The organism is Burkholderia sp. BCC0397, assembly GCF_902832865.1.
Taxonomy (GTDB): domain Bacteria; phylum Pseudomonadota; class Gammaproteobacteria; order Burkholderiales; family Burkholderiaceae; genus Burkholderia.
Map to the genome: position 1 here is coordinate 96,032 of NZ_CADFDL010000011.1, position 24,223 is coordinate 120,254.

13 protein-coding genes and 1 pseudogene are annotated in these 24,223 nt (G+C 66.5%); 7 read left to right on the plus strand and 7 right to left on the minus strand.

Annotated features, from left to right (window positions below; translation table 11 throughout):
- Positions 1-23 precede the first annotated feature (23 nt).
- The 5 genes from HWX03_RS27435 to HWX03_RS27455 all read right to left on the minus strand — a co-directional run bounded on the left by HWX03_RS27435 (position 24) and on the right by HWX03_RS27455 (position 12,495).
- Entirely contained in the window at positions 24-8,810 is an 8,787-nt protein-coding gene (locus tag HWX03_RS27435) for an ESPR-type extended signal peptide-containing protein (RefSeq protein WP_175873481.1), read from the minus strand.
- Positions 8,811-9,772: 962 nt separating this feature from the next.
- Positions 9,773-10,675 carry a ferritin-like domain-containing protein gene (locus tag HWX03_RS27440; protein ID WP_175873405.1) on the minus strand — a complete coding sequence of 301 codons (903 nt, stop codon included), beginning with the start codon at positions 10,673-10,675 and terminating at the stop codon, positions 9,773-9,775.
- 95 nt (positions 10,676-10,770) lie between these two features.
- On the minus strand, positions 10,771-10,989 hold the full coding sequence (locus HWX03_RS27445; protein ID WP_006480563.1) for a hypothetical protein: 219 nt from the start codon (positions 10,987-10,989) through the stop codon (positions 10,771-10,773).
- 238 nt (positions 10,990-11,227) lie between these two features.
- Positions 11,228-11,878 carry an NAD(P)H-dependent oxidoreductase gene (locus HWX03_RS27450; RefSeq protein WP_059502143.1) on the minus strand — a complete coding sequence of 217 codons (651 nt, stop codon included), beginning with the start codon at positions 11,876-11,878 and terminating at the stop codon, positions 11,228-11,230.
- Between the two features lie 311 nt (positions 11,879-12,189).
- Positions 12,190-12,495 carry an NIPSNAP family protein gene (locus tag HWX03_RS27455; protein ID WP_174391183.1) on the minus strand — a complete coding sequence of 102 codons (306 nt, stop codon included), beginning with the start codon at positions 12,493-12,495 and terminating at the stop codon, positions 12,190-12,192.
- Between the two features lie 280 nt (positions 12,496-12,775).
- Between HWX03_RS27455 and HWX03_RS27460 the strand changes: the two genes are divergently transcribed.
- Positions 12,776-13,564, plus strand: coding sequence for a GNAT family N-acetyltransferase (locus tag HWX03_RS27460; protein ID WP_175873406.1), 789 nt, complete (start codon positions 12,776-12,778; stop codon positions 13,562-13,564).
- Between the two features lie 165 nt (positions 13,565-13,729).
- On the opposite strand, the gene HWX03_RS27465 is transcribed toward HWX03_RS27460, so the two are convergent.
- Positions 13,730-15,088 carry a DUF3999 domain-containing protein gene (locus HWX03_RS27465; RefSeq protein WP_175873407.1) on the minus strand — a complete coding sequence of 453 codons (1,359 nt, stop codon included), beginning with the start codon at positions 15,086-15,088 and terminating at the stop codon, positions 13,730-13,732.
- Positions 15,085-18,468 carry a DUF2339 domain-containing protein gene (locus tag HWX03_RS27470; protein WP_175873408.1) on the minus strand — a complete coding sequence of 1,128 codons (3,384 nt, stop codon included), beginning with the start codon at positions 18,466-18,468 and terminating at the stop codon, positions 15,085-15,087. The genes HWX03_RS27465 and HWX03_RS27470 overlap by 4 nt, the downstream gene beginning before the upstream one ends.
- 485 nt (positions 18,469-18,953) lie before the next feature.
- Here HWX03_RS27470 and HWX03_RS27475 point away from each other — a divergent pair.
- The 6 genes and pseudogenes from HWX03_RS27475 to HWX03_RS27495 all read left to right on the plus strand — a co-directional run.
- A pseudogene (locus HWX03_RS27475) lies at positions 18,954-20,249 on the plus strand (glycine betaine/L-proline ABC transporter ATP-binding protein); the annotation flags it as partial.
- Positions 20,242-21,138, plus strand: a complete 897-nt coding sequence (choW, locus tag HWX03_RS27480) for a choline ABC transporter permease subunit (RefSeq protein ID WP_175824113.1) — start codon at positions 20,242-20,244, stop codon at positions 21,136-21,138. The pseudogene HWX03_RS27475 and the gene choW, both read left to right, overlap by 8 nt.
- A gap of 107 nt (positions 21,139-21,245) precedes the next feature.
- A complete protein-coding gene (locus HWX03_RS27485; RefSeq protein ID WP_175824114.1) occupies positions 21,246-22,244 on the plus strand; it encodes a GlxA family transcriptional regulator in 999 nt (332 codons plus the stop codon).
- Between the two features lie 104 nt (positions 22,245-22,348).
- The gene (locus HWX03_RS27490) at positions 22,349-23,296 is read left to right on the plus strand and encodes a choline ABC transporter substrate-binding protein (protein WP_175873409.1); all 948 of its coding nucleotides are present in this window, start codon (positions 22,349-22,351) and stop codon (positions 23,294-23,296) included.
- Between the two features lie 169 nt (positions 23,297-23,465).
- Positions 23,466-23,594 (plus strand): hypothetical protein, encoded by a 129-nt coding sequence (locus tag HWX03_RS37275; RefSeq protein ID WP_279612252.1) that lies wholly within the window; start codon positions 23,466-23,468, stop codon positions 23,592-23,594.
- Positions 23,591-24,217, plus strand: a complete 627-nt coding sequence (locus HWX03_RS27495) for a trimeric intracellular cation channel family protein (RefSeq protein WP_175873410.1) — start codon at positions 23,591-23,593, stop codon at positions 24,215-24,217. The genes HWX03_RS37275 and HWX03_RS27495 overlap by 4 nt, the downstream gene beginning before the upstream one ends.
- Positions 24,218-24,223 lie beyond the last annotated feature (6 nt).

A 24,223-nucleotide genomic window follows, 5' to 3' on the forward strand; every position in this document is an offset into this window, starting at 1 on the left:
GAACGGCCGGGCGGCGCGACGCGTTACTTCCACTGATACAGCATGCCGGCGCCGATCACCTTCTGACCGCCGCTGAAGCCGCCGTTGACCGACGCCTTCAGGTTCTCCGTGATACGCGCCTGCATGCTGACCGCCATCGCCTTCTGGCCGAGGAAGGTCGACGTGCCCACGCCCATCCCGAAGTTGGCGTCGCGATCGAGCTGCGGGATCGACGCCATCGCGCCGACGGCCGCGATACCCTGCTTCGCCATCTGGTCGGTCTGCTGCAGTTGCGAACCCAGCGAGTTGATCTGCGCCTGCTGGCCCGACAGTGCCGTCGACAGCGTCGTCTGCACCTGCGTCAGCTGGTTCACGTTCACCGCGTCGGTGCCTTGCGTACCCGGCGCGACGTTCGTGATCTGGCGCTGCTGCGTGTCGCTGCCGACCGACACCACGTTCGAGCGACCGCCGTCGTTCGAATTCGCGCCGATCGCCACCGAGTTCGAGCCGGCGGTGACGACCGGGTGATCGTTGCCGGTGCCGTTCATGTCGGCCGCCACGCCGTTGTTGTTCGCCGCACGCGTCGTGTTGTTGTTGAGCGTCGTCGACAGCTGGTTCAACTGGTTGTTGATGTTCGTCACGCCGGTCGACAGCGACGCCACGTTGCTGTTCGTCGTGCTCAGGCCGGTGGACAGCGAACCGATGCCCGTCGAGGTCGACGTCGACAGCGAGTTGACGTTGCTGTTCGTCGTGCTGAGGCCCGTCGACAGCGAGTTGACCGCGGTCGAGGTCGACGTGGACAGCGACGCCACGTTGCTGTTCGTCGTGCTCAGGCCGGTCGACAGCGAGTTGATGCCGGTCGACAGCGACGCGACGTTCGACGCGGTGGACGTCGACAGCGTGTTGATCGCGTTGTTCGTCGCGTTCAGCTGGCTGCCGTTGATCGCGTCCGTGCTGGTGTCCGAGATCCGGCCCGCGGCGACGTTCGTGATCTGGCGTTCCTGGCCCGGTGCGCCGACGCTCACCACGCCGACCGGCGAGCTGCCCGCGAAGGGGTACGTGACGCCGCCGATCGTGGCGCTCGAGGTGCCGACCGCCGCGGCCGTGACCGAGTTCGCGCCGAGTGCGATCGAGTTGGCGACGTTCGCTTGCGCGTTCGTGCCGAAGGCGAGCGCGTCGGCGGCCGTGGCCTTGGCGGCGGAGCCGTAGGCCTGTGCGCCGGTGGCGCTGGCCGTGGCCTGGTTGCCCAGCGCGATCGTGTTGTCCGCGGTGGCCTGGTTCGCGCTGCCGAGGGCGAGCGCGCTGGCGCCGGTTGCCGTGTTCTGGTTACCGAGGGACACCGCGCCGTCGCCGGTCGCCGTGTTGTTCGCACCCATCGCCACTGCGCCGGTACCCGTCGCAACGTTCGGATCGCCGATCGCGACCGCGCCGTCGCCGGACGCGGTGTTGCCGGAGCCGATCGATACCGCCTTGCCGCCCGTTGCCGACGCGTTCTGGCCGATCGCGACCGCGCCTGCCGTCTGCGCGTTCGAACCGTCGCCGACTGCCACGCTGCTGGCGCCCGCCGCGCTGGCGTTCACGCCGGCGGCGAGGGCGTTGGTGCCCGTGGCGCCGTCGTTGGCGTAGTTGGCTTGCTGCACGCCGTTGTCGTTGACGCTGTAGTAGTGCGTCTTCGCGGCGTTGATCGCGGTCGAGGTGGACGTGGACAGCGACGACACCGAGCTGTTCGTGCTGCTCAGGCCAGTGGACAGCGAGCCGATGCCGGTCGACGTCGACGTGGACAGCGACACGATCGTGCTGTTCGTGCTGCTCAGGCCGGTGGACAGCGAGTTGATGCCGGTCGAGGTCGACGTCGACAGGGACGTGATCGAGCTGTTCGCGGACGACAGGCCGGTCGAGGTCGAGGTGGACAGGGAGCTGATCGAGCTGTTCGCGGACGACAGACCCGTCGACGTGGACGTCGACAGCGACGACACCGAGCTGTTGGTCGAGCTCAGGCCGGTGGACAACGAACTGATACCGGTCGAGGTCGACGTCGACAGGGACGTGATCGAGCTGTTAGCCGAGGACAGGCCGGTCGACGTGGACGTCGACAGGGACGTGATCGAACTGTTGGCCGATGACAGACCGGTCGAAGTCGAGGTCGACAGCGACGATACCGAGCTGTTGGTCGAGCTCAGACCGGTGGACAGCGAGCCGATACCCGTCGAAGTCGAGGTCGACAGCGAGGTGATCGAGCTGTTGGCGGATGACAGGCCCGTCGAGGTCGAAGTCGACAGCGAATCGATCGAGCTGTTGGCCGACGACAGACCGGTCGAGGTCGAGGTCGACAACGACGTAATCGAGCTGTTTGCCGAGGACAGGCCGGTCGACGTCGAAGTGGACAGCGAGGTGATCGAGCTGTTGGCCGACGACAGGCCAGTCGAAGTCGAGGTGGACAGCGAGGTGATCGAGCTGTTGGCCGACGACAATCCAGTCGAAGTTGAAGTGGACAGCGAGGTGATCGAGCTGTTAGCCGACGACAATCCAGTCGAAGTCGAGGTGGACAGCGACGTGATGGAGCTGTTGGCCGAGGACAAGCCGGTCGAAGTCGAGGTCGACAGCGAGGTGATCGAGCTGTTCGCCGACGAGAGGCCCGTCGAAGTCGAGGTCGACAGCGAGGTGATCGAGCTGTTCGCCGACGAGAGGCCCGTCGAAGTCGAGGTCGACAGCGAGGTGATCGAGCTATTAGCCGTGGACAGGCCGGTCGAGGTCGAGGTCGACAACGACGTGATGGAGCTGTTGGCCGACGACAAGCCCGTCGAAGTCGAGGTCGACAACGACGTGATCGAACTGTTGGCCGACGACAAGCCCGTCGAAGTCGAAGTCGACAGCGAGGTGATCGAGCTATTAGCCGTGGAGAGGCCGGTCGAGGTCGAGGTCGACAACGACGTGATCGAGCTGTTGGCCGACGACAGGCCAGTCGAAGTCGAGGTCGACAACGACGTGATCGAGCTGTTGGCCGAGGACAAGCCGGTCGAAGTCGAGGTCGACAGCGACGTGATGGAGCTGTTAGCCGACGAGAGGCCGGTCGAAGTCGAGGTCGACAGGGACGTGATCGAGCTGTTTGCCGACGACAGCCCCGTCGACGTGGAGGTCGACAGCGAGGTGATCGAGCTGTTGGCCGAGGACAAGCCGGTCGAAGTCGAGGTCGACAGCGACGTGATGGAGCTGTTAGCCGACGAGAGGCCGGTCGAAGTCGAAGTCGACAGGGACGTGATCGAGCTATTGGCCGACGACAGACCCGTCGAAGTCGAAGTCGACAGCGACGTGATCGAGCTGTTAGCCGACGACAGGCCAGTCGAGGTCGAGGTCGACAGGGACGTGATCGAGCTGTTTGCCGACGACAGACCCGTCGACGTGGAGGTCGACAGCGAGGTGATCGAGCTGTTAGCCGAGGACAGACCCGTCGACGTGGAGGTCGACAGCGAGGTGATCGAGCTGTTGGCCGACGAGAGACCGGTCGAGGTCGAGGTGGACAGCGAGGTGATCGAGCTGTTAGCCGATGAGAGGCCGGTCGAGGTCGAGGTCGACAGCGACGTCACTGAGCTATTGGTCGAGCTGAGGCCCGTCGACAGCGAATTGATACCCGTCGAGGTCGAAGTCGACAGCGACGAGATTGAACTATTAGCCGACGAGAGGCCAGTGGACGTGGAAGTCGACAGTGAGGTCACCGAGCTATCGGTCGAGCTGAGGCCGGTCGACAACGAGTTGATGCCGGTCGAAGTCGAAGTGGACAGCGACGAAATCGAGCTATTCGCGGACGAGAGCCCCGTCGATGCAGACGTGGACAGGCTCGCGAGTCCCGACCCGGTTGCCTCGAGCGCCTGATTGGTCTGGTAAAGCTGCGAGCCGTTGATGGCGTCCGTGCTGCTTGCGCTGATGCGGCCTGCCGCGACGTTGGTGATCGTCCGTTCGGCGCCCGCGTCACCGACGCTGACCGTGCTGGTCGGCGAAGTACCCGCAAAGCTGTAGTTCTTGCCGTTGATGGTCGTCCCGGTCGTGGCTACCACGGTTTGAGTGGCCGAGTTGCTGCCCAGCGCCACGTCACCGCTTTGCGCGCCGGCCTTGGCATTGCTGCCGATGCTGACCGTATCGTTGACCGCGATCTGTGCGCCGGCCTGGTTGCCCATCGCGACGTTGTTGTTGCCGGTGGTGCCTGCACCTGCATAGGAACCGAACGCCGAGTTGCCACTGCCGGTCGTCGAGGTTCCGGCGTAGTAACCCGCTGCGGTGTTGTAGGAACCATTGGTGTAGGTGCCTGCGCCGACGCCCAATCCTGCGTTGTAGTTGCCGGTTACCGAAGTGCCCGCCGTGTTGCCGACGGCCGTGTTGCCGACGCCGGCCGTGTTCTGGCCGGTGGCCGCGCCGATCGCGACGTTGTACGACCCGCTGCTGCCCTGACCGGCTGCCGAACCGATGCTGACGGATGAGTCCGTCGCGGCTTGGGCGCCGTCGCCGATGGCAACGCTCTTGGCGCCCGCTGCGGTCGCATTCGTGCCTGCCGCAAGCGAGTTGAAGCCAGTCGCGCCGTCGTTGTTGTAGTTGCCCTGCGTCGTGCCGTTGTCGTTGACGCTGTAGTAGTGCGTCTTCGCATTGTTGATTGCGGTCGAGGTCGACGTGGACAGCGACGTGACCGAGCTGTTGGTCGAGCTGAGGCCGGTTGACAGCGAACCGATACCCGACGAAGTCGACGTGGACAGCGAGCTGATCGAACTGGTCGCGGACGACAAGCCGGTCGACGTCGAGGTCGACAGCGACGTGATGGAGCTGTTAGCCGAGGAGAGGCCGGTCGAAGTCGAAGTCGAGAGCGAGGTGATCGAGCTGTTAGCCGTGGAGAGGCCGGTCGAGGTCGAGGTCGACAACGACGTGATCGAGCTGTTGGCCGACGAGAGACCCGTCGAAGTCGAAGTCGAGAGCGAGGTGATCGAGCTGTTGGCCGAGGACAAGCCGGTCGAAGTCGAGGTCGACAGCGACGTGATGGAGCTGTTAGCCGACGAGAGGCCGGTCGAAGTCGAAGTCGAGAGCGAGGTGATCGAGCTGTTAGCCGATGACAGGCCGGTCGAGGTCGAGGTCGACAACGAGGTGATCGAGCTGTTGGCCGACGACAGGCCGGTCGAAGTCGAAGTCGAGAGCGAGGTGATCGAGCTGTTGGTCGACGAGAGGCCGGTCGAAGTCGAGGTCGAGAGCGACGTGATCGAGCTGTTGGCCGACGAGAGACCGGTCGAAGTCGAAGTCGAGAGCGAGGTGATCGAGCTGTTGGCCGAGGAGAGGCCGGTCGAAGTCGAGGTCGAGAGCGACGTGATCGAGCTGTTGGCCGACGAGAGACCGGTCGAAGTCGAAGTCGAGAGCGAGGTGATCGAGCTGTTAGCCGACGACAGGCCGGTCGAGGTCGAGGTCGACAACGAGGTGATCGAGCTGTTGGCCGACGACAGACCTGTCGAAGTCGAGGTCGACAGCGAGGTGATCGAGCTGTTAGCCGACGACAGGCCGGTCGAAGTCGAAGTCGACAGCGACGTGATTGAGCTGTTAGCCGACGACAGGCCGGTCGAGGTCGAGGTCGACAACGAGGTGATCGAGCTGTTGGCCGACGACAGACCTGTCGAAGTCGAGGTCGACAGCGAGGTGATCGAGCTGTTAGCCGACGACAGGCCGGTCGAAGTCGAAGTCGACAGCGACGTGATTGAGCTGTTGGCCGACGAAAGACCCGTCGAAGTGGAAGTCGACAGCGACGAAATGGCGCTGGTCGCGGTACCGACTTGTTGGGCGACGGAATAAAGCTGGCTGCCGTTGATTGCGTCGGTACTGGTCTGGGTCACTTGGCCGGCAGCGACGTTGGTGATCTGCCGTTCCTTGTTGAGGTCGCCGACGCTAACGGTGCCGACCGGCGTGGCGCCAGCGAATCCGCCGAACGTCACGCCGTTGACGGTCGCGCTGCTCGTGGGATTGGCCGGGGCGGTCACCGAGTTCGCGCCGAGCGCAACGGAGTTGTTCGTGCCGGCGACAGCGCCGGTACCGATGGCGACGGCGTCGGTGCCCGTCGCGGTGCTGTCGGCGCCGGTCGAGTTCGCGTGGAAGTACTTGATGCCCTGGCTGTTGATGTTGTTGATCGCCGAGCCCACGCTGTTGGCCGTCGATGTCGTGCCGTTCGCGTTGTACGTGGTGTACGCCGGAGCCGAGACCTTGCCCGTCGTCGGGTCGTACGTCGAACCACCGCCAAGTGCCGACGCGGTGCTGCTACCGAGGTTGTCTGTCTTCGTCGAGACCGAGCTGAGGCCGGTGGACAGCGAATTGATGCCGGTCGAAGTCGACGTCGACAGCGAGGTGATCGAGCTATTGGCCGACGAGAGGCCCGTCGACGTGGAAGACGAAAGCGACGTGACCGAGCTGTTTGCCGAGCTGAGGCCGGTGGACAGCGAATTGATGCCGGTCGAAGTCGACGTCGACAGCGAGGTGATCGAGCTGTTAGCCGACGACAGACCCGTCGACGTGGAGGTCGAAAGCGACGTAACCGAGCTGTTAGCCGAGCTGAGGCCGGTCGACAGCGAGTTGATGCCGGTCGACGTCGAGGTCGACAGCGAAGTGATCGAGCTGTTAGCCGACGACAAGCCCGTCGACGTGGAGGACGAAAGCGACGTAACCGAGCTGTTTGCCGAGCTGAGGCCGGTGGACAGCGAATTGATGCCGGTCGAGGTCGAGGTCGACAGCGAGCCGATCGAGCTGTTGGCCGACGACAGACCCGTCGACGTGGAGGACGAAAGCGACGTAACCGAGCTGTTAGCCGAGCTGAGGCCGGTCGACAGCGAGTTGATGCCGGTCGACGTCGAGGTCGACAGCGAAGTGATCGAGCTGTTAGCCGACGAGAGGCCCGTCGACGTGGAGGACGAAAGCGACGTAACCGAGCTGTTTGCCGAGCTGAGGCCGGTGGACAGCGAATTGATGCCGGTCGACGTCGAGGTCGACAGCGAAGTGATCGAGCTGTTAGCCGACGAGAGGCCCGTCGACGTGGAGGACGAAAGCGACGTAACCGAGCTGTTAGCCGAGCTGAGGCCGGTCGACAGCGAGTTGATGCCGGTCGACGTCGAGGTCGACAGCGAAGTGATCGAGCTGTTAGCCGACGAGAGACCCGTCGAAGTCGACGTCGACAGGCTCGCGATGCTCGACGTCGTCGTGCTTGCCACGGCGAAGAGCTGGCTGCCGTTGATCGCGTCGGTGCTGGTCGCGCTGACGAGGCCCGCCGCGACGTTCTGGATGCGGCGTTCCGCGTTCGGCTGACCGACGCTGACGATGCCGCCCGTCGGCGTCCCGGCCTGATAGTTGCCGAACGACTGGCCACCGATCGTGGTGCTATTGACGGCGGTGGTGCCGCCGGACGTCGTCGTCAGTGCACTGTTCGTCACGGAACTGCTGCCGAGTGCGATCGAGTTCGCGACGTTTGCGGTCGACCCGACGCCGATCGCGATGGCGTTCGACACCGAAGCATTGGCATTTTGTGCGAACGCGACCGAACCTGCGCCCGACGCAGTCGCGTTCGAACCGAAGGCCGTTGCATAGGAGTTCGACGCCACGGCTGCCGCACCGACGGCGACCGCGCCGGCGTTGCCGCTGGCCGTCGAGCCGTTACCGAGCGCGAGTGCGTCGGTGCCGGAAGCCAGCGACTTGGCGGAGAAGCTGCCGACGTTGCCGAGTGCGATCGCGCCGGTGCCGTTCGCGGTCGCGGCGTTGCCGATGGCAACCGCGCCGTTGGTGCCCGTCGCCGATGCCGAGCTGCCGATTGCGACGGAGCTGCTGGTCGCCGTGCTGCTGTTGCCGAGCGCCACGGAACCCGTACCGCTCGCCGAGTTGTTGTTGCCGAGCGCGATGGCGCCGGAACCGTTCGACGTGTCGTTCGCGCCGATTGCCAGCGCACCCGTGCCGGTGGCGCTGTTCGGATCGCCGATCGCAACCGCGCCGTCGCCGGTCGCGACCTGGCCTCGGCCGATCGCGACTGCGCCGCCGGCAGCCGTGCCGCCGTTCGCGGTGGTACCCGACGAGCCGATGGCCACGTTCCGGCCCGTTGCGCCCGAGACGACGCCGTCGCCTTGCGCGATGCCGTACGCACCATTGACGGTCGCACCGCGGCCGACTGCGATGCCCGACGTGGCGGTCGATGCGACGGACGACTGGCCGCCGATCGCGATACCGTCCGACGCGGCCGACTGCGCGCCCTTCGTTGCGTTGCTGCCGATTGCGATCGAGCCCGCGCCCGATGCGAGCGTCGAGTTCGCCTGCGACAGCGGCGTCGTGCCGTCGCCGCCCGCGCCGCCGATCGCGACCGAGTTCAGCGCGCTCGCCGTCGAGCCGAAGCCGAGGGCGGTTGCAGCGGCGCCGCTGGCGGTGGTTTCGAGGCCGGCTGCGACACCCCACAGGCCGGCCGACGATTGCATGCCGGTGGCGACGGCGCCGTTGCCGTTCGCCTGCGCGAACGAGCCGTATACCGTGACACCGGTCCAGCCGTTGCCGTTGGAGTTACACCCGGCTACGACCGAATACGTCCCGGAGCCGTCGCCGGCCTGGTTTTGCGTACCGCCCGGGTTGACGCGGCCGACCGCGCCGTTGCTTCCCGTGAAGCAGGTTTGCTGTGTGTTGAGCGTATTGGCTTCGGCCAACCCGGGCAGGCTGATCGCCAGAGCCGCGACTGCTGCCACCACGACGGCCGACTTGTTCGGCTTGCCCCGTGCCGAATCGATTTCCGATGCCGCGACCCAGGCGCCAAGCGCTTCGTTCCAGATCGAGCGGTATGTGCGGTTCATGTCCTGCTACCTCCAAATGTGCACGCCACACACCGGTCTCTTTTGTTAGAGGATTACTCCGTGCGCTCGCGCGAATCTCAAAATTGATGGGCGGAGTTTATTGGAGGTGGATTTTTAAGATTGACAAACAGTGATAAATGAAGTGTTTTTAAAGTTAAAGAATGGTTAATGCAGCGTGTTTTGATGCGCCGTAGAAGAATGAATTTGAAAGATGCAAGAATGTGTCTTGTAGGGTTCGAAATATTCTGGTGATCCCGTGAATTTCATATAAGAATCAATGTATTAGGTGAGATGTGTGCGGTAGGTAACACACCGGATCGGTCAAAAAGTAAGACAAATGAAATAGCAAACGTTTGCGCGACGCCCAATTCTTTCATGTTTGTAATGTTAATGGGTATGCCTGGATATAATGTATTTTGTTTTTTATTAACTTGTTAATTGTTTTGCTTTAATTGAATTTGCATTTGTATCTTGCGATTATCTAATAATTATATTTATCTGATTTTGAACGCATTGGATTGTGCTGATTTGCGCATCTCGCCCAGCGCGGCGGCCCGTGTGACGGGCGTTCCGGGCCGCCCAGCCCGTGGAAGTTGTAAAAAAGTGCTACAGAGCGCCAGATGAAACGATCCGCGTCAATTTATCGGATTTGTCCTATTGACGATGGCGTTGACATCGGCGTTAAGGCGGAATCGGCGCGCATGCCGGAAGTCGAGCGGGGCCGCTCGCGGCGGGTGTTTCGCGTGGTGTCGACAGGACGTCAAAGACCGCGGGCGGCGTCGGGTCGGAGGGGCCCGAAATGTCAGCTCCGGGGTGCGGCAATTTGTCCGCCACGCCGCCAACGGCTCGACGTGTCGAAGAAAAAGAGGGAAGGATTGAATGTGTCGGGCACGCCACATTCGGTCCACGGGCGTGGGCCGAACCCGGGGGCTTGCCGCATGGCCCGCGGCAAGCCCCCGACTTTACTTCTTCAGAAACCGCAGCGCGAACCGCGCCATCCGCGGCACGAACATCGGGCGCAGCAGGCGCTTGTCGTAACCGGCCATCCGCCGGTCGTTCTCCGCGAGACACAGCTCGATCAACTCGCGCGGATTCAGCGCATCGCCGATGTCCGCGGTGCTGGTGGCCGGGAAATTCATGTCACGCGCGGCGCCGTCGGCATCGATGCCGCGCGCGATGCTCATGCGGTCGCGGATCAGTTGCACCCACACGGCCGCGACGCGTGCGAAGAACCACGGCCGGCGCCACCACGGCATCGTGCGCCAGTACCACGCGTACCAGTTCACGAAGAACAGGATGTGGCGGCCTTCTTCCTGGATCACGGGCTCGAAGGTCTCGACGAGTTCGGGCGGGAAATAGCCGGAGCGCTGCGCGGAGCGGAACAGGCCGAACGCGAAAAAGCTGTCGATGCATTCGCTGAAGCCCGTCATCATCCACGACCATTCGGGATCGGTCGGCGCAGGGTAGGCCGGCTCGGGCGCGAGCCGGATGCCGTACGCCTCGACGAGCTTCGACAGCACGACCTTGTGGCGGGCTTCCTCGCCGCCGTCCATCTCGAGCGCGCGGCGCAGCAGCGGATCGTCGACCGTCGCGGCGTAGGTCGCCACGCGAATCGACGCGCGTCCTTCGGTTTGCACCGCGATGTCCCAGATCGGCAGCGACGTGAGCCGCCTGAGTTCGGCCGGCTGGAGCGCCGGCCAGTCGATCACCGCCGGCTTGTACGGATTGTGTGTGTCGAGCAGCATCCGACAGAACATCTGCTTGTGCGCATCGGAACCGATCCGGACCGGACCTTGCCTCTCGAAGGTCCAGTTGCGCATCGCGTGATCTGCGGCTGCATGCTCTTCCTGCAGCGTGTCGGTCATGGCTATTGTTATGCGATTACGGATCGAAAGATTCTTGCACAGCTTCCGTCATCGCGTATTTTCGAGCGGCCATGTGCACGCCGGCCCCGCGGGTGTCACGCGTTCGTGTCGACCCAGAGGCGGCCCCAGCGCGACGCGTAGGCGAGGGCGTGCTCTTCCTCGAAGAAGAAATCGATTGCGTCGAACGACACGGAGCGCGGCGACGGCCCGCCGCTCGCGCGTTCGATCGTCAGGTTGGCGGCGAACAGCCCGTTCGGCAACCGGGCGGCAGCGGGAGCGACTTCGTAGCCCTTGTAGCGGATCGTACGGTTCATGGCGTGCGCGGAAAAAGTTCGGACTTTCAGCGTACGAAAACGCGCCGGCTGCGTGAACCAATCTTTCGGTCAATGCAAATTACGCGGCGGCCTGAATCGTTATCGGAGTGGTGCGCGGGAACGGTGTTTTCGGGAGGCGGAGGACGACGCGCCCGGCACATCGCCACGCGTCGGAAGACGCACCGCGCGCGCCCCGTCGAAGCGTGTCGACCGAGGGCGCGCGGCGGAAATGCGGAGGTTACTGGTTGGCGACCTTCAGCACGGGTGCGAGCGCATCGACCGATGCCGCATGCGAGGCCGCACGATGCGATGCGAACGCGAGCGCGAATTCGGCGGCTTGCGCACCGACCGTCTCGAGTTGCGCGACGACCTTCGGATCCGAGCAGCTGTCGGCGCTTTCGAAGCGCGTTTCCAGCGTGTTGACGGTAGCGCCGAACGGCGTCGGCCAACCGCGCAGCGCATGGACGATCGAGCGCAGCGACGTCAGCACGGTGCCGGCCGCCTGCCAGCCGTACGCGGTGACGATCAGGCCGACCGCGCGGCCGTCGAGATACGGGCGGTCGTCCGCACGCAGTTCCTCGAGCGTGTCGAGTGCGTTCTTCACGAGACCGGATACGCCGCCGTGATAGCCGGGCGTGGCGATGATGATCGCGTCGGCCTGGCGCACGGCGTCGATCAGCTCGCGCTGCGCGTCGGTCAGCGTCTTGTGTTCGGGGGCGTAGTGCGGCAGCGTATGCAGGAACGGGCCGTCGAACAGGCGCGTGCGCGCGCCGGCGGCTTGCGCGCCGCGCAGGGCGAACGACAGCGCGCGTTCGGTGGACGACGCGGCTCGGGTGGTCCCGCCGATGCCGACGACGAACGGGCGGCGGTGTTGATCGAATGCAGTCAAGGGGCGCTCCTCGGGAATGGCTTGCCCGGCTAAGCACAGGCTTAAAACCAGATGGTAACGACCCCATCGCCACTCTGAAAACGACTTTTCGTTCTATCGATATGCCGTGCGGCGCGGGCAATCGTGTGCGCGGCCCCGCAAATCGATAGCAGAAATGCTTGGTTGGGACGGTGCGCCGCGGTCGATAAGATGGGCTCGTCTCCTCCATGATGTCTCTACTGACATGGGTTGGCCCCGCCGCGCGGATGCTGGCGGGGCTTTTTTTCGTCCTCGGCCGGAAAACGGGGCGCGATGTGCGACGACCCTGCCCGTTACTCGAACACCGGCCGGAAGAAGCTGCGTTCGTAGCTGACGATGCACCGCGTTTCCTCCGCGTAGCGGAACGCGGCCTGGCAGGCCGGATCGTCCTTCGAGCGTTCGCGGTAGCGCTCGTATTCGGCGAGGCTCGGGAACGAGAACATCGCGAGCGCGATGTTGTTCGCGCCTTCGGACGGCAGGAAGTAGCCGTGATGCGTGCCGCCGAACTGCTCGACGAGCGGAATCCACATCTTGCCGTAGGTTTCGAATTCGACGAGTTTGTACGGATCGACGACGTAGCGAAGGAAGCAGGTGATCATGGGCGCTCGCGATGCGGTGACGGAGCAGCGAGTCTGGAGCGCGGGGCGGCACGTGTCAACGGCGTGCGCGCCGGGCGTCGATTTCATGGCTTGACGCGTTGCTTGCGCGAGCAACGATCGGTGCGCCGATGCGTTCGCCACGACTGACATGCAGCATTGAACCGCACCGTACTCGCTACCTCCATCCGCCGCGTTACCCCAGGATTTTTACGACATTTTTTCTTGCGACGGTGCGCGGCGCGCTCCTAGACTTCGTGCATCTTCACCACGGAGCATGGCCATGTCGATACCCTGGAACGCGATCGCCGAACGCACCGCTGCCGCGCCGCCTTCCGTGTGCGCCGATCGGGTGATCGTCCGGCGTTTCGATCCGGCAATCGACAGCTATGCACACCTCACGCCGATGCTGCATCGTGCGTTCGCGCGGCTCGGTGCGATGGGGCTCAACTGCACGTGCGTCGATCAGGACGAAGACGTCACGCGCCGCCGCGCGGAAGCAGGCGAGTGTTATGTCGCCGTGTGCGGCGGGCGTGTCGTCGGCACGGCCACGCTGTATGCGACCGATCCGTCGTCCGCCTGCCCGCTGTACCGGTGCGAAGGCGTCGCGAGCGTGCGCCAGGTGGCGGTGGACCCGGCTTGCCAGAGCCGCGGGATCGGCGCGTTGCTGCTGTCGTTCGCCGAGCAGTGGGCCGCGTTGCGCGGCTATGCGCTGCTCGCGCTGGATACGCCGCATCCGGCATCGCACCTGCTGGCGTTTTACGGCGCGCAGGGCTTCGAGGTGGTCGATGTGATGCGCTTCGCCGGCAAGCGCTACGACAGCGCGATCCTCTGCAAGCGGCCCGTTGCACACGCTGCGCGCCGCGTGTCGCCGGCGTCGCGGTTGGTGGCGCGCGTGGCAGCCGTGCGGCGTGTCATGCATGCGTGGGCGCCGCGCATCGTCGCGATGGCCCGGCGCGAGTCGGGCCTGCGTCGCGGCGGACGATTCGCGGCGCGTCGCGCGGCCGGTGCGGCCAGTTACCGGTCGTCGCCGTGGCGGCCGCGTCAGCACGGCCGCTTCGTGGCGCGATAGCGGCGGGCGGGTTTCGGCTCGCGCCGCTGGCGCGTCGTGCGGCCTTCACGCGAAGACGGGACGCGGACCGCTCGATGAATCGGTGCGATCGCGCGTTGCGATGGCACGAAGAACGAACCTGCTCGATGAACGGCGCGTCAAGCGGTACGCGCGTGCGTGTCGACGTCACTCGTCGCGGCTGCGCGTCTCGCCGCCGCCTTTCGCGAGGCGCCATGCGATCGCGCCGAGCACGCCGACCGCAACGATCAGCGCGCCCCACAGCACATAGCGGCGCCCGGCATCCGCATCGGCGGCTGCCGCCGGCGTGACCGCCGATACCGGCAGCGCCGCGCCGACGCGGGCGGGCCGCACTTCGGGCGCCATGCCGACCAGCAGTGCGTCGCGGCTCACGGCCGACGACACGAGCGACGCGTCGCCCACGCCGAGCGTAAACGGCGGCGTGCCGCGCGCGACGAAGGTCAGCGCGGCCGGATGCCAGCCGATCGCGACGGCCGGCTGGCCGCCGCCGAGCCCACCGTTGCGCATGTCGACGACGATTCGCCACGCGCGATCCGTATTCGCGATGAACTCGAGCGGCGGATTGCACTGCTCGCCGCCCTTGCCCTGCAGCCGGAACAGCACGGCGGCCGCGACGTCGCGCCACGGCGCCTGCGCATCGGCGCGGCTTTGCAGCGTCGCGCGCGCGACGGTGTTCGGCTGCGGCAGGTCGATGCGCACGCGGTCGACCGGATACGTGCCGTCGGTGTCGAACAGATACTCGCCCGGTGCAGCGCCGGCGCGTACTCGCGCGGCGTCGCGCCACTGGCGCGGGACGGACGCCGTATCGGTGCCGCGTGCATCGCGCGGATGCGTCTCGACGTCGACCGACGCGATCGCCGGCGCGCCGTCGAGCCAGTCCAGCCGCAGGTAGCGCGGCGCCGCGCCGTCGAGCGCGATGCGTTCCTGCACCAGCATGTCGTTACCGCGGCTGACCTTCAGCAACTGCGTGCTGCCGAGCGGCCGCCAACTGCGCAGGTCGTCGCTGGCTTCGACGGACACGCGCCCCTGGTAGCTGTCGTCATCCACGTGCACGAGCAGCGCATCGATGCCGCCGTCGGTATGCGACAGGTCGACGAGGTCCGCGCCGTGCCGGGTGCGCGAAGGCGTCGCGACGGCCGCGCGCAGCGCCCCGTCCGGGCCGACCGTCACGCCGAGCGGCGCGTTGCCGTTCTCGGCGCGCGCGGGCGGCAGCGGGAACCAGTGCACCGGCGTGCGGGATGGCGGCACGGCGGGCGCGGCCGCGGCCGGCGCGTCGAGCGAATACGGCACCGGCTCGCCCGCGCCGTTGAAGATGCGCACGTCGCCGAGATCGTCGCGCCGGCTCGCCGCATACACCGGTTGCGGCACGGTGAGCTGGTAATACGCGGCGCTGCCGTCGAGGTCGAGCGCGAAGCGCTGCGTGACGCGCCCGGCGTTCGATGCGCCGTCGGCTGCCGCGAACGATGCGAGCAGGCTCAGCCCGAGCAGGGCGGCGAGTCGTTTCATGGCTGGCCGTCCTGTTGCGCGGCGGCCTTCGGCGGCAGCGGCGAGAAATAGCCGATCAACAGCAGCAGCACGCCGATGCCGATGAACGACACGATGCGTTCGATGCCGGTGACGTGCGACAGGTCGAACAGGAACAGCTTGACGACCGTGAGCGCGAGCAGCGCGGCGCCGACGAACCACAGCGGTCGCAGCCCGCGGCGCGTGGCCCAGATCGTGATCGCGAGCGCGCAGACCGTCCAGTACACGGACACCGACGCCTGCACGAGCGTCGATTCGGCCATCGCGCCGAATGCGTATGGCACGCCGGCCCAGTGATGCAGCGTGCGCAGCAGGATCGCGTTCAGCCACAGGAACCCGGTCGCTCCGGCCGCACCCAGCAGCTCGACGCGATACGTGTCGAACGACCAGCCGAGCTTGCGCGCGCGCACGAACCACGACGCGGCGAGCGCATAGACGACCGCGAGCACGAGATCGAGCGGGTTGAACAACGGCACGCGCGCCCAGCTTCCGCCGTCCTGCGTGAAGTTCGCGTAGAAGGTCCACGCCCACATCACGACGATCAGCGGCAACGACGCGAACGCGCAGACGCGGGCGATGCCGTCGCGGCGCGTCAGCCACATCCCGGCGAACGCGAACAGGCTCCAGCCGACCATGAACACCTGCTGGATGCCGAACGACGACAGCACGGTGTCGATGTCGTAGCCCAGGTGGAAGCGGTGATGCAGCGTGCGCAGCATCAGCGCGTTGAACCACAGGAACACGGTCGCGATCGCCACATAGTCGACGATGCGCGGATGCCACGTGACGCCGAGCGTTTTGAGGCGACGCAGCCACGCGGCGAAGGCGACGAAGACGAGACCCTGCGCGATGTCGAGCGGATTGAGCAGCGGCAGCCAGAAGAGCGGCGCTGCGTCGCCGTCGCTCACCGTGCTGGCGATGCTCCACAGCCACAGCAGCGCGGCGAGCGGCGCGGCACCCCACACCTGGTACGCGCGCGGGAACGCCGCGACGGGCCAGCGCAGGCGCGAGCCGGGGCCCGACACGAGCAGGAGCAGCGCGCCGAAGCCATACGCCCATGCGCTCCAGCTCCATGCGCCTTCCGGGACGAACGCGCGCAGGCGCCAGAAACCTTCGAGCGACAGCAGCCCGCACAGGGTCCAGAACGTCAGCGTATGCAGCGGCGCGAGGATGCCTGCTGCAACGGCGGGCGCGGTTCCGTTCGCGGTAGCGGCACCAGTCGTGCCGCGCGACTGGCGCCACAGCAGCGCGAGCCCCGCGCCGACGGCCACGGGCCACGCGAACGCGCCCATGCCCGACAGCGGTGCTTCGTGCGCATCGAACGCGCGCAGCGCGAGTAGCGCCAGCACCGGCGTGAGCGCGAGCGCGGGCCATTCCGCGAGCGGCCACGCGAGCCGGCGGCGCGCGACGTGCGCGAGCCACGCGGTACCGGCCGCGAACAGCGCGGTCGTATCGACGACGAAGCGGTCGGCATGCAGGTCGACGTGACGGCTCGCATAGACGAGGATCTCGTGCAGCCCGCCGCTGACCCACCACAGCAGCCCCCACGCGGCGGCCGCGACACCGATCTCGGGCATCCATGCGTGCCATGCGCGCGCTTCGCCGCGCCCGTGCAGCCACCAGCCGGTGAACAGGCCGGCGAGCGCGATCAGCAGCATCGCGATGTATGGGCTGTTGAGCACCGGCAGCGCGGTCGCGTCGGCCGGCCCGAGCAGGCTCGTGAAGAACGCGCCGGCCGCGGCGACCTGCATCAGCAGCCCGAAGCCGAACGGCAGCAGGCGTCTCTGGCGCACGCCGAGCCACACGACGGCCGCGCCTTCGATGGCCCATGCGGCGCTGGTCGTCGGCCCCGAGAACGCGAGCGGCACCGCGAGCGTCGCGAAGATGACCGCGAGCGCGAGCATCGATTCGAACAGCAGCCCGAGGCGGTCGCGGCGCCGCGCGAGCCATGCGGCCACCGCGACGTAGAACGCCGACAGCGCGACCGCGCTCCATGCGAGCCCGAACGGCATGCCTTTCACGAGCGACGCCTGCAGCGCGGTCGCGACGATCGGCGTGCCGAACACGAGCGTGCCGTCCACATAGTGCCGCAGCGCGAGTTCGCGTTTCACCGCATACAGCAGCGCGATGCCGACATACATCAGGAAGAACAGGACGAGGAACGGCTCGGTGCTCGCGAACAGCGCGGGGCGATAGGCCGTCACGCCCCACGCGGAGCCGATCGTGAACGTGAACACGAAGCCGAGCAGGTTCAGCGGGCGCCAGGCCTTGAACCACGCGATCGCGAAGATCCCCGCGTTCAGCAGTGCGTAGTAGCTGAACAGCGCGACGTGGTTGCCCTGGCCGGTGGACAGCAGGATCGGTGCGAGGAAGCCGCCCGCGCTGCCCATGAACGCGAGCGGCAGCGCGTTCTGCCGCACCGCGAGGAACGCGCTCAGCGCGCAGACCGCGACCATCAGCGGGAACGCGGCGCCGACGGGCAGCAACGCGTAAAGCTTGGTCGCGGCGAAGATCGTCAGGTACAGGATGCCGACGCCGCCGCCTTGCAGCACGAGGCCGTACGTGGCGCGACGCGCCCGCACGCGCCAGCCGATCGCGAGCAGCGCGGCCGCGGCGAGCGCCGTGCCCGCGAGGCGGAATTCGATCGGCAGCATGTCGTTGTCGGCCGCGTACTTGAGCAGGAACGCGACGCCGAAGAACAGCACGATGATCCCGACGCGCACGACCGTGTTGCCGCCGAGCAGCCAGTCGCGCGCGGCGCCGAAGGCGCGTTCGGCGATGCCGGGTTCGCGCGGCGCAGGCGGTTCGGGCGGGGCAGGGCGGATCGGGGTAGTGGGTGCGGCAGTGGTGGTGGTATTGGCGTTCGCGGACGCAGCGGCGGTGCGCGCCGCGGTTGCCGGTGCGGGCGGTGTGGCGGGCGCCGGCGTCGAAGGGGATGCCGGCGTGTCCGCGCGGGCGGCGGCCGGTGGTGGCGCGGGCGGTGTCGGGAAGTGCGCCGGCAGCGGCGCGGAGGCGGCGCTGGCCGAAGCCGTTGGCGCGATGCTGCCGGAGGTCGTCGCACCGGCTTTCGCGCCCGCCAGTTGAGCGCGCAGCGCGTCGAGTTCGCGCGTGAGCGTGTCGACGGTGGCTTCGAGGCGCGCGACGCGATCGGCGAGCGGTAACGGGGTGGGAGGCGGCGGTGCGGAGAGGGCAAATGCGTCGGGCGTGGTGCGCTGGTTCTGCCGCTTGCGTTGCCGCAGCGCGTGCCCGACCCAGAACCCGACGGAGGCCCCGAGCAGCGAGCCGCTCGCGGCCGAGAAATCCCCGATCAAGGCGGCGATGCCGCCCACGACGAAACCGATTACGGCGAATGCCCAGTTCAACGCCTTGCTCCCTCTCACTATCGTTATCGTCCTTCGATCGGGATCGCACCGGATCGAGGCGGTTTCAGCACGGCCGGCAGGCGAACCGGCATGCGCGCGCCGTGCGGCTTGGCCCTCGTGCGAAAGGCCCGCGGCAACGTCGCGATCGGCGTGTTTGCGGGGAATGTATCACAGCGTGCATGCTTCGATTTCCGGGGTTGGCGCGGTATCGCGGCGTGCGCCGTCCGGTGTCGCCGTACGGCGCTTTTTGCACGGTCATGCTTTTTACTGACGAATGCGGCGCGCGCTTTCGTCCGAGTGGATCGGCGCCGGAACGGACGTGAACTTGTCGCAAAACGACGCGTGCCCGATACGGCCTGGCGCAAAACCTCATGTGCCGTTTGCCGCGTTGCTGCGCACAAGGCCGGCGTGCGATGCCCGTCGTTGCTGGCCGTGCGCGTATTGCGCCGCCGCAATCGGCGGCGCGGCCCGCCGGGCGGGGCTGGCGGCCGTGTCGTATTTGCGCAAGCGTTTGTCGTAATTCGTCGGCAGGTCGGGGTTTTTTCTGGCAACTATGTAGGCACGCTATGTATGACAAGCGCGAGTCCCCGCTACACGAGGAGAAGGTTTCGATGGATGCCCCCAAGGTTGTGGTCGAAGGTCTGTGCAAGGTGTTTGGAAGTAATCCGCAGCAGGCGCTCGACATGCTCGCCGCCGGCGCGACGAAGGACGATGTGCTCAAGCGCACCGGCCAGGTCGTCGGCGTGCACAACGTCTCCTTCGATGTGCAGGAAGGCGAAATTTTCGTGCTGATGGGCCTGTCCGGCTCCGGCAAGTCCACGCTGATCCGCCTCGTGAACCGGCTGGTCGATCCGAGCGCCGGCAAGGTGCTGATCGACGGGCTCGACGTCGCGTCGGCGCGCCGCTCGGCGCTGACCGCGCTGCGCCGCAAGGACATGAGCATGGTGTTCCAGTCGTTCGCGCTGATGCCGCATCGCACCGTCGTGTCGAATGCCGCATTCGGGCTCGAAGTCGGGGGCATGGGCAAGAAGGAGCGCGAGCGCCGTGCGATGGAAGTGCTCGAGCAGGTCGGCCTCGCGCCGTTTTCGCACAAGCTGCCGTCCGAGCTGTCGGGCGGCATGCAGCAGCGTGTCGGCCTCGCCCGCGCGCTGGCCGTGAACCCGTCGCTGATGATCATGGACGAGGCGTTCTCCGCGCTCGATCCGCTCAAGCGCCGCGAAATGCAGGACGTGCTGCTGCAACTGCAGAAGGAGCAGCGCCGCACGATCATGTTCGTGTCGCACGATCTCGAGGAAGCGCTGCGCATCGGCAACCGCATCGCGATCATGGAAGGCGGCCGCCTCGTGCAGGTCGGCACGCCGCAGGACATCATCGCGAACCCGGCCGACGATTACGTGCGCGCGTTCTTCGACGGCATCGACACCAGCCGCTACCTCACCGCCGGCGACCTGATGCAGACGGGCGCCGTGCCGCTCGTGTCGAAGTGCGATGCCGCGAACGTCGCGGCCTCGTTGAACGGCAGCGCCGAGTATGCGTTCGTGCTCGATGCCGCACGCAAGATTCGCGGTTTCGTCACGCGCGAGGCGCTCGGTCAGGAGACGCCGTCCGTGCGGCCGATCGAAAGCATCCGGCGCGATGCGTCGCTCGAACACGTCGTCGCGCGCGTGGTCGCGAGCCCGAATGCGCTGCCCGTCGTCGACGATGACGGCTGCTACTGCGGCTCGGTCGATCGTGCGCTCATCCTGAAGGCCATCACGCGTTCGCGAGGCTCCCATGTCTGAAATGATTCCACTCGGTACCTGGGTCGACCAGTCCGTTCACTACCTGCTCGACCACGACGCGAAGACGTTCGACGCGATTGGTCAAGCGATCGAGGGGCTCGCGGCATTCGTCGAGCATGGCCTGCAGGCGATCCCGATGTGGCTGATGATGGCGATCTTCATCGGCGTCGGGCTGTGGCGGGTGGGCTGGCGCTTCGCGCTGTTCACGACGCTGTCGCTGCTGCTGATCTTCGCGACCGGCTTCTGGGACCAGACGGTCATCACGCTCGGCCTCACGCTGTCGTCGACGATCATCAGCCTCGTGCTCGGCATTCCGCTCGGCGTCTGGGCCGCGAAGAGCAAGTGGGTCGCCGCGATCGTGCGCCCGATCCTCGACCTGATGCAGACGATGCCGGCCTTCGTCTACCTGATTCCGGCCGCGATGCTGTTCGGTCTCGGCCGCGTGCCGGGGATCCTGTCGACGGTGATCTTCGCGATGCCGCCCGCGGTGCGTCTCACGAGCCTCGGCATCCGCCACGTGAACCGCGAGATCGTCGAAGCCGGCCAGGCGTTCGGCTGCACGCCGTGGCAACTGCTGTACAAGGTGCAGTTCCCGAACGCGCTGCCGTCGATCATGCAGGGCGTGAACCAGACGATCATGATGGCGCTGTCGATGGTGATCATCGCGTCGATGGTCGGCGCGGGCGGCCTCGGCAACGACGTGCTCGCGAGTATCCAGCGTCTCGACATCGGCCTCGGCTTCGAAAGCGGTCTGTCGGTCGTGCTGCTCGCGATCATTCTGGACCGCATCACCGAGAGCTTCGGCCGCGCGCCGGGCACCGTGAAGGCGCCGCTGTTCTCGGGCCTCAAGCAGCTCTTTCGCGTGAAGGCTTCGCCCGCGCAGGCCTGATCTGTGGCGGCCAGGAACACCCTGGCCGCTCACCCTGAATAGATAACGGCTCCCGCGGCTTCGGCCGCAGGGCTGGCCCCTTGCAACCTCCTCGCCAGGAGACCGATGTGACGTCCGCCGTCGCTGTCGCGCCCGCCGCCTGCGTTTCACCGGTTTCGTCCCTCGCCCATTTCGGCTTCCTGACGCTGCCGAACTTCTCGATGATCGCGTTCTCGAGCGCGGTCGAAGTGCTTCGGATGGCGAACTACGTCGGGCGGGCGGATCACTACAAGTGGTCGATCTACTCGCTCGACGGCGCGCCGGCGCATGCCAGCAACGGCATCGCGGTGCGGCCCACGCAGGCGCTCGACTACGAGAACCTGCCCGACGTGATGATCGTGTGCGGCGGCATCCGCATCCGCGACGTGGTCGACGACGGCGCGCGCGATACGCTCGCGGCGCTCGCCGAACGCGGGCTGCCGCTCGGCGGCATCTGCACGGGCGCCTATGCGCTGATGTCGAGCGGGCTGCTCGACGGCTATCGCTGCACCGTGCACTGGGAGAACCTGTCCGCGCTGCATTCCGAGTTTCCGCAGGTCGGCTTCGCCGACGAGCTGTTCGTCGTCGATCGCGACCGGCTGACCTGCACCGGCGGCACCGCGCCGCTCGACCTGATGCTGAACCTCGTCGGCATGCGGTTCGGCCAGCAACTGGCCGCGCAGGTCTCCGAGCAGTTCATCCTGGAGCGCATCCGCAGTTCGACCGATACGCAGCCGATTCCGGTCGACGCGCGGGTCGGCTTCTCGCGCGCGGAGCTGATCGAGGTCGTGCGGCTGATGGAGGCGAACATCGAGGAGCCGCTGTCGCTCGAGGAGCTCGCGCGGCTCGTGCGACTGTCGCAGCGGCATCTGCAGCGCATGTTCAAGGTGTACCTGAACGTATCGCCGACCCACTATTACCTGACGCTGCGCCTGAAACGCGCACGCGACCTGCTGCGTACGACCGACGCATCGATCGCGCGCGTGACGACGGTCTGCGGCTTTCATTCGCCGTGTCATTTCAGCAAGGCATACCGCGCGCAGTTCGGCCATGCGCCGAGCTACGAGCGTCGGCTGCCGGGGCGCTGAACGGGGCCAATCAATCGGTCCGCGACGTCGCCGGGATCGCGGCGCGCGGCTTCAATAAACGATCCCGCATTCATGCAAACGACATCACTTTGAGGAGAAGAAAGATGAAGCGCCTATTGATCGCAGCGGTGTGCGGGGCCGGGATAACCGCGCCGATGTCGGCCGTCTATGCGGCCGATCCGCCCGTTTGCAAGAACGTGCGCTTCGCGGATGTCGGCTGGTCCGACATCGCGGCGACCACGGGCCTCGCATCGACGATGCTGCAGGGGCTCGGCTACAACCCGACGAAGACGATCGCCTCGGTGCCGATCACGTTCGCGGGGATCAAGAGCAAGCAGATCGACGTGTTCCTCGGCTACTGGTCGCCGACGATGGACCCGATCATCCAGCCGTTCACGAAGGCCGGCACGATCAAGGTGCTCGCGACGCCGAACCTGACCGGCGCGAAATACACGCTCGCGGTGCCCGACTACGTGTACCAGGGCGGCCTGAAGTCGTTCGCGGACATCCAGAAGTTCGCGGACAAGCTGAACGGCAAGATCTACGGGATCGAGCCGGGCAACGACGGCAATGCGCTGATCAAGAAGATGATCGACGGCAACCAGTTCGGCCTCGGCAAGTTCAAGCTGGTCGAATCGAGCGAAGCCGGGATGCTGGTCGAAGTGAACCGCGCGGCCCGCGACAAGCAGTGGATCGTGTTTCTCGGCTGGGAACCGCATCCGATGAACGTGCAGATGAAGATCGACTACCTGACCGGCGGCGACGACGTGTTCGGCCCGAACTACGGCGAAGCGAAGGTGCTGACGGCGACGCCGCCCGACTACGCGCAGCGCTGCCCGAACGTCGCGAAGTTCGTGTCGAACCTGCAGTTCACGACGTCGATCGAGAACCACGTGATGGCGCCGATCATGAACAAGCAGGATCCGAACAAGGCCGCCGCCGACTGGCTGAAGGCGAACCCGCAGGCGCTCGACAAGTGGCTGGCCGGCGTGACGACGCTCGACGGCAAGCCGGGCCTGCCGGCAGTGAAGGCGTACCTCGGCGTGCATTGAGCGTGGCGTGTCGGGCTTTGCGGCTGCGGCCCGAAGGCTGACGTGAATGTTGAGCCGGCGCAAGCGGGGTGACCTGCTTGCGCCGGCTTTTTGCTGCGTGCTTCGCGCGCCGTCCGACGGTCGCTGGACGATGCGCTAGACTGCTCGATCCCCGATCGAGGAGACGGCAATGACCCGCAACCCGCTTGATGCATCCGGACGGCAACACGCAGTCGGCACGCGGCCGAATAACGCGACCGCTTCGGTCGACGCAGGCAGCAACCGGACGATCCGGTACTTCGGCCATTCATTCGCATGAAGCGCATCGAGCAAGTCGTGCTCGCCGCCGATCTCGCGGGCACGGCGGTGTTCGCGATCGAGGGCGCCAATGCGGCGATCGGCGCCGGACTCGACCTGTTTGGAGTGATGGTGCTGTCGCTCGTCGTCGCGCTTGGCGGCGGCGTGATTCGCGACCTGCTGATCGGCGCCCGCCCGCCGAGCGCCGTGAGCGACTGGCGTTACCCGGCGCTCGCGTTCGCCGCTGGGTTGTTCGCATTCGTGTTCCATGCGCGGGTCGCGTCGTTCTCGCCGTCGCTGCTGACGACGCTCGATGCGGCCGGCCTCGCGTTGTTCGCGGTCGCGGGCGCGGTGAAGGCGCTCGAATTCCGCGTCCACCCGTTCATCGCAACGCTGATGGGCGCCGTGACCGGCTGCGGGGGCGGCGTCGTGCGCGATCTGCTGCTCGCGCGGATACCGGTCGTGCTGGTCACGGACATCTATGCGAGTGCGGCGCTGTTCGGCGCGGTCGTCGTCGTGTCGTGCCGGCGACTCGGTTGCCCGCCGGTCGTCGCGGCCGTGCTCGGCGGCGTCGCGTGCTTTGCGCTGCGGATGGCGGCGGTGCGCTTCGGCTGGCAGTTGCCGAAAATTGCCGAGGGGACGTAAGCGCGC

Excerpts from the sequence above, each read along its gene's own strand:
- HWX03_RS27435 (WP_175873481.1), bottom strand. The coding sequence starts at position 8,810 with ATGAACCGCACATACCGCTCGATCTGGAACGAAGCGCTTGGCGCCTGG.
- HWX03_RS27440 (WP_175873405.1), bottom strand. The coding sequence starts at position 10,675 with ATGACCGACACGCTGCAGGAAGAGCATGCAGCCGCAGATCACGCGATG.
- HWX03_RS27445 (WP_006480563.1), bottom strand. The coding sequence starts at position 10,989 with ATGAACCGTACGATCCGCTACAAGGGCTACGAAGTCGCTCCCGCTGCC.
- HWX03_RS27455 (WP_174391183.1), bottom strand. The coding sequence starts at position 12,495 with ATGATCACCTGCTTCCTTCGCTACGTCGTCGATCCGTACAAACTCGTC.
- HWX03_RS27460 (WP_175873406.1), top strand. The coding sequence starts at position 12,776 with ATGTCGATACCCTGGAACGCGATCGCCGAACGCACCGCTGCCGCGCCG.
- HWX03_RS27465 (WP_175873407.1), bottom strand. The coding sequence starts at position 15,088 with ATGAAACGACTCGCCGCCCTGCTCGGGCTGAGCCTGCTCGCATCGTTC.
- choW (WP_175824113.1), top strand. The coding sequence starts at position 20,242 with ATGTCTGAAATGATTCCACTCGGTACCTGGGTCGACCAGTCCGTTCAC.
- HWX03_RS27490 (WP_175873409.1), top strand. The coding sequence starts at position 22,349 with ATGAAGCGCCTATTGATCGCAGCGGTGTGCGGGGCCGGGATAACCGCG.
- HWX03_RS37275 (WP_279612252.1), top strand. The coding sequence starts at position 23,466 with ATGACCCGCAACCCGCTTGATGCATCCGGACGGCAACACGCAGTCGGC.
- HWX03_RS27495 (WP_175873410.1), top strand. The coding sequence starts at position 23,591 with ATGAAGCGCATCGAGCAAGTCGTGCTCGCCGCCGATCTCGCGGGCACG.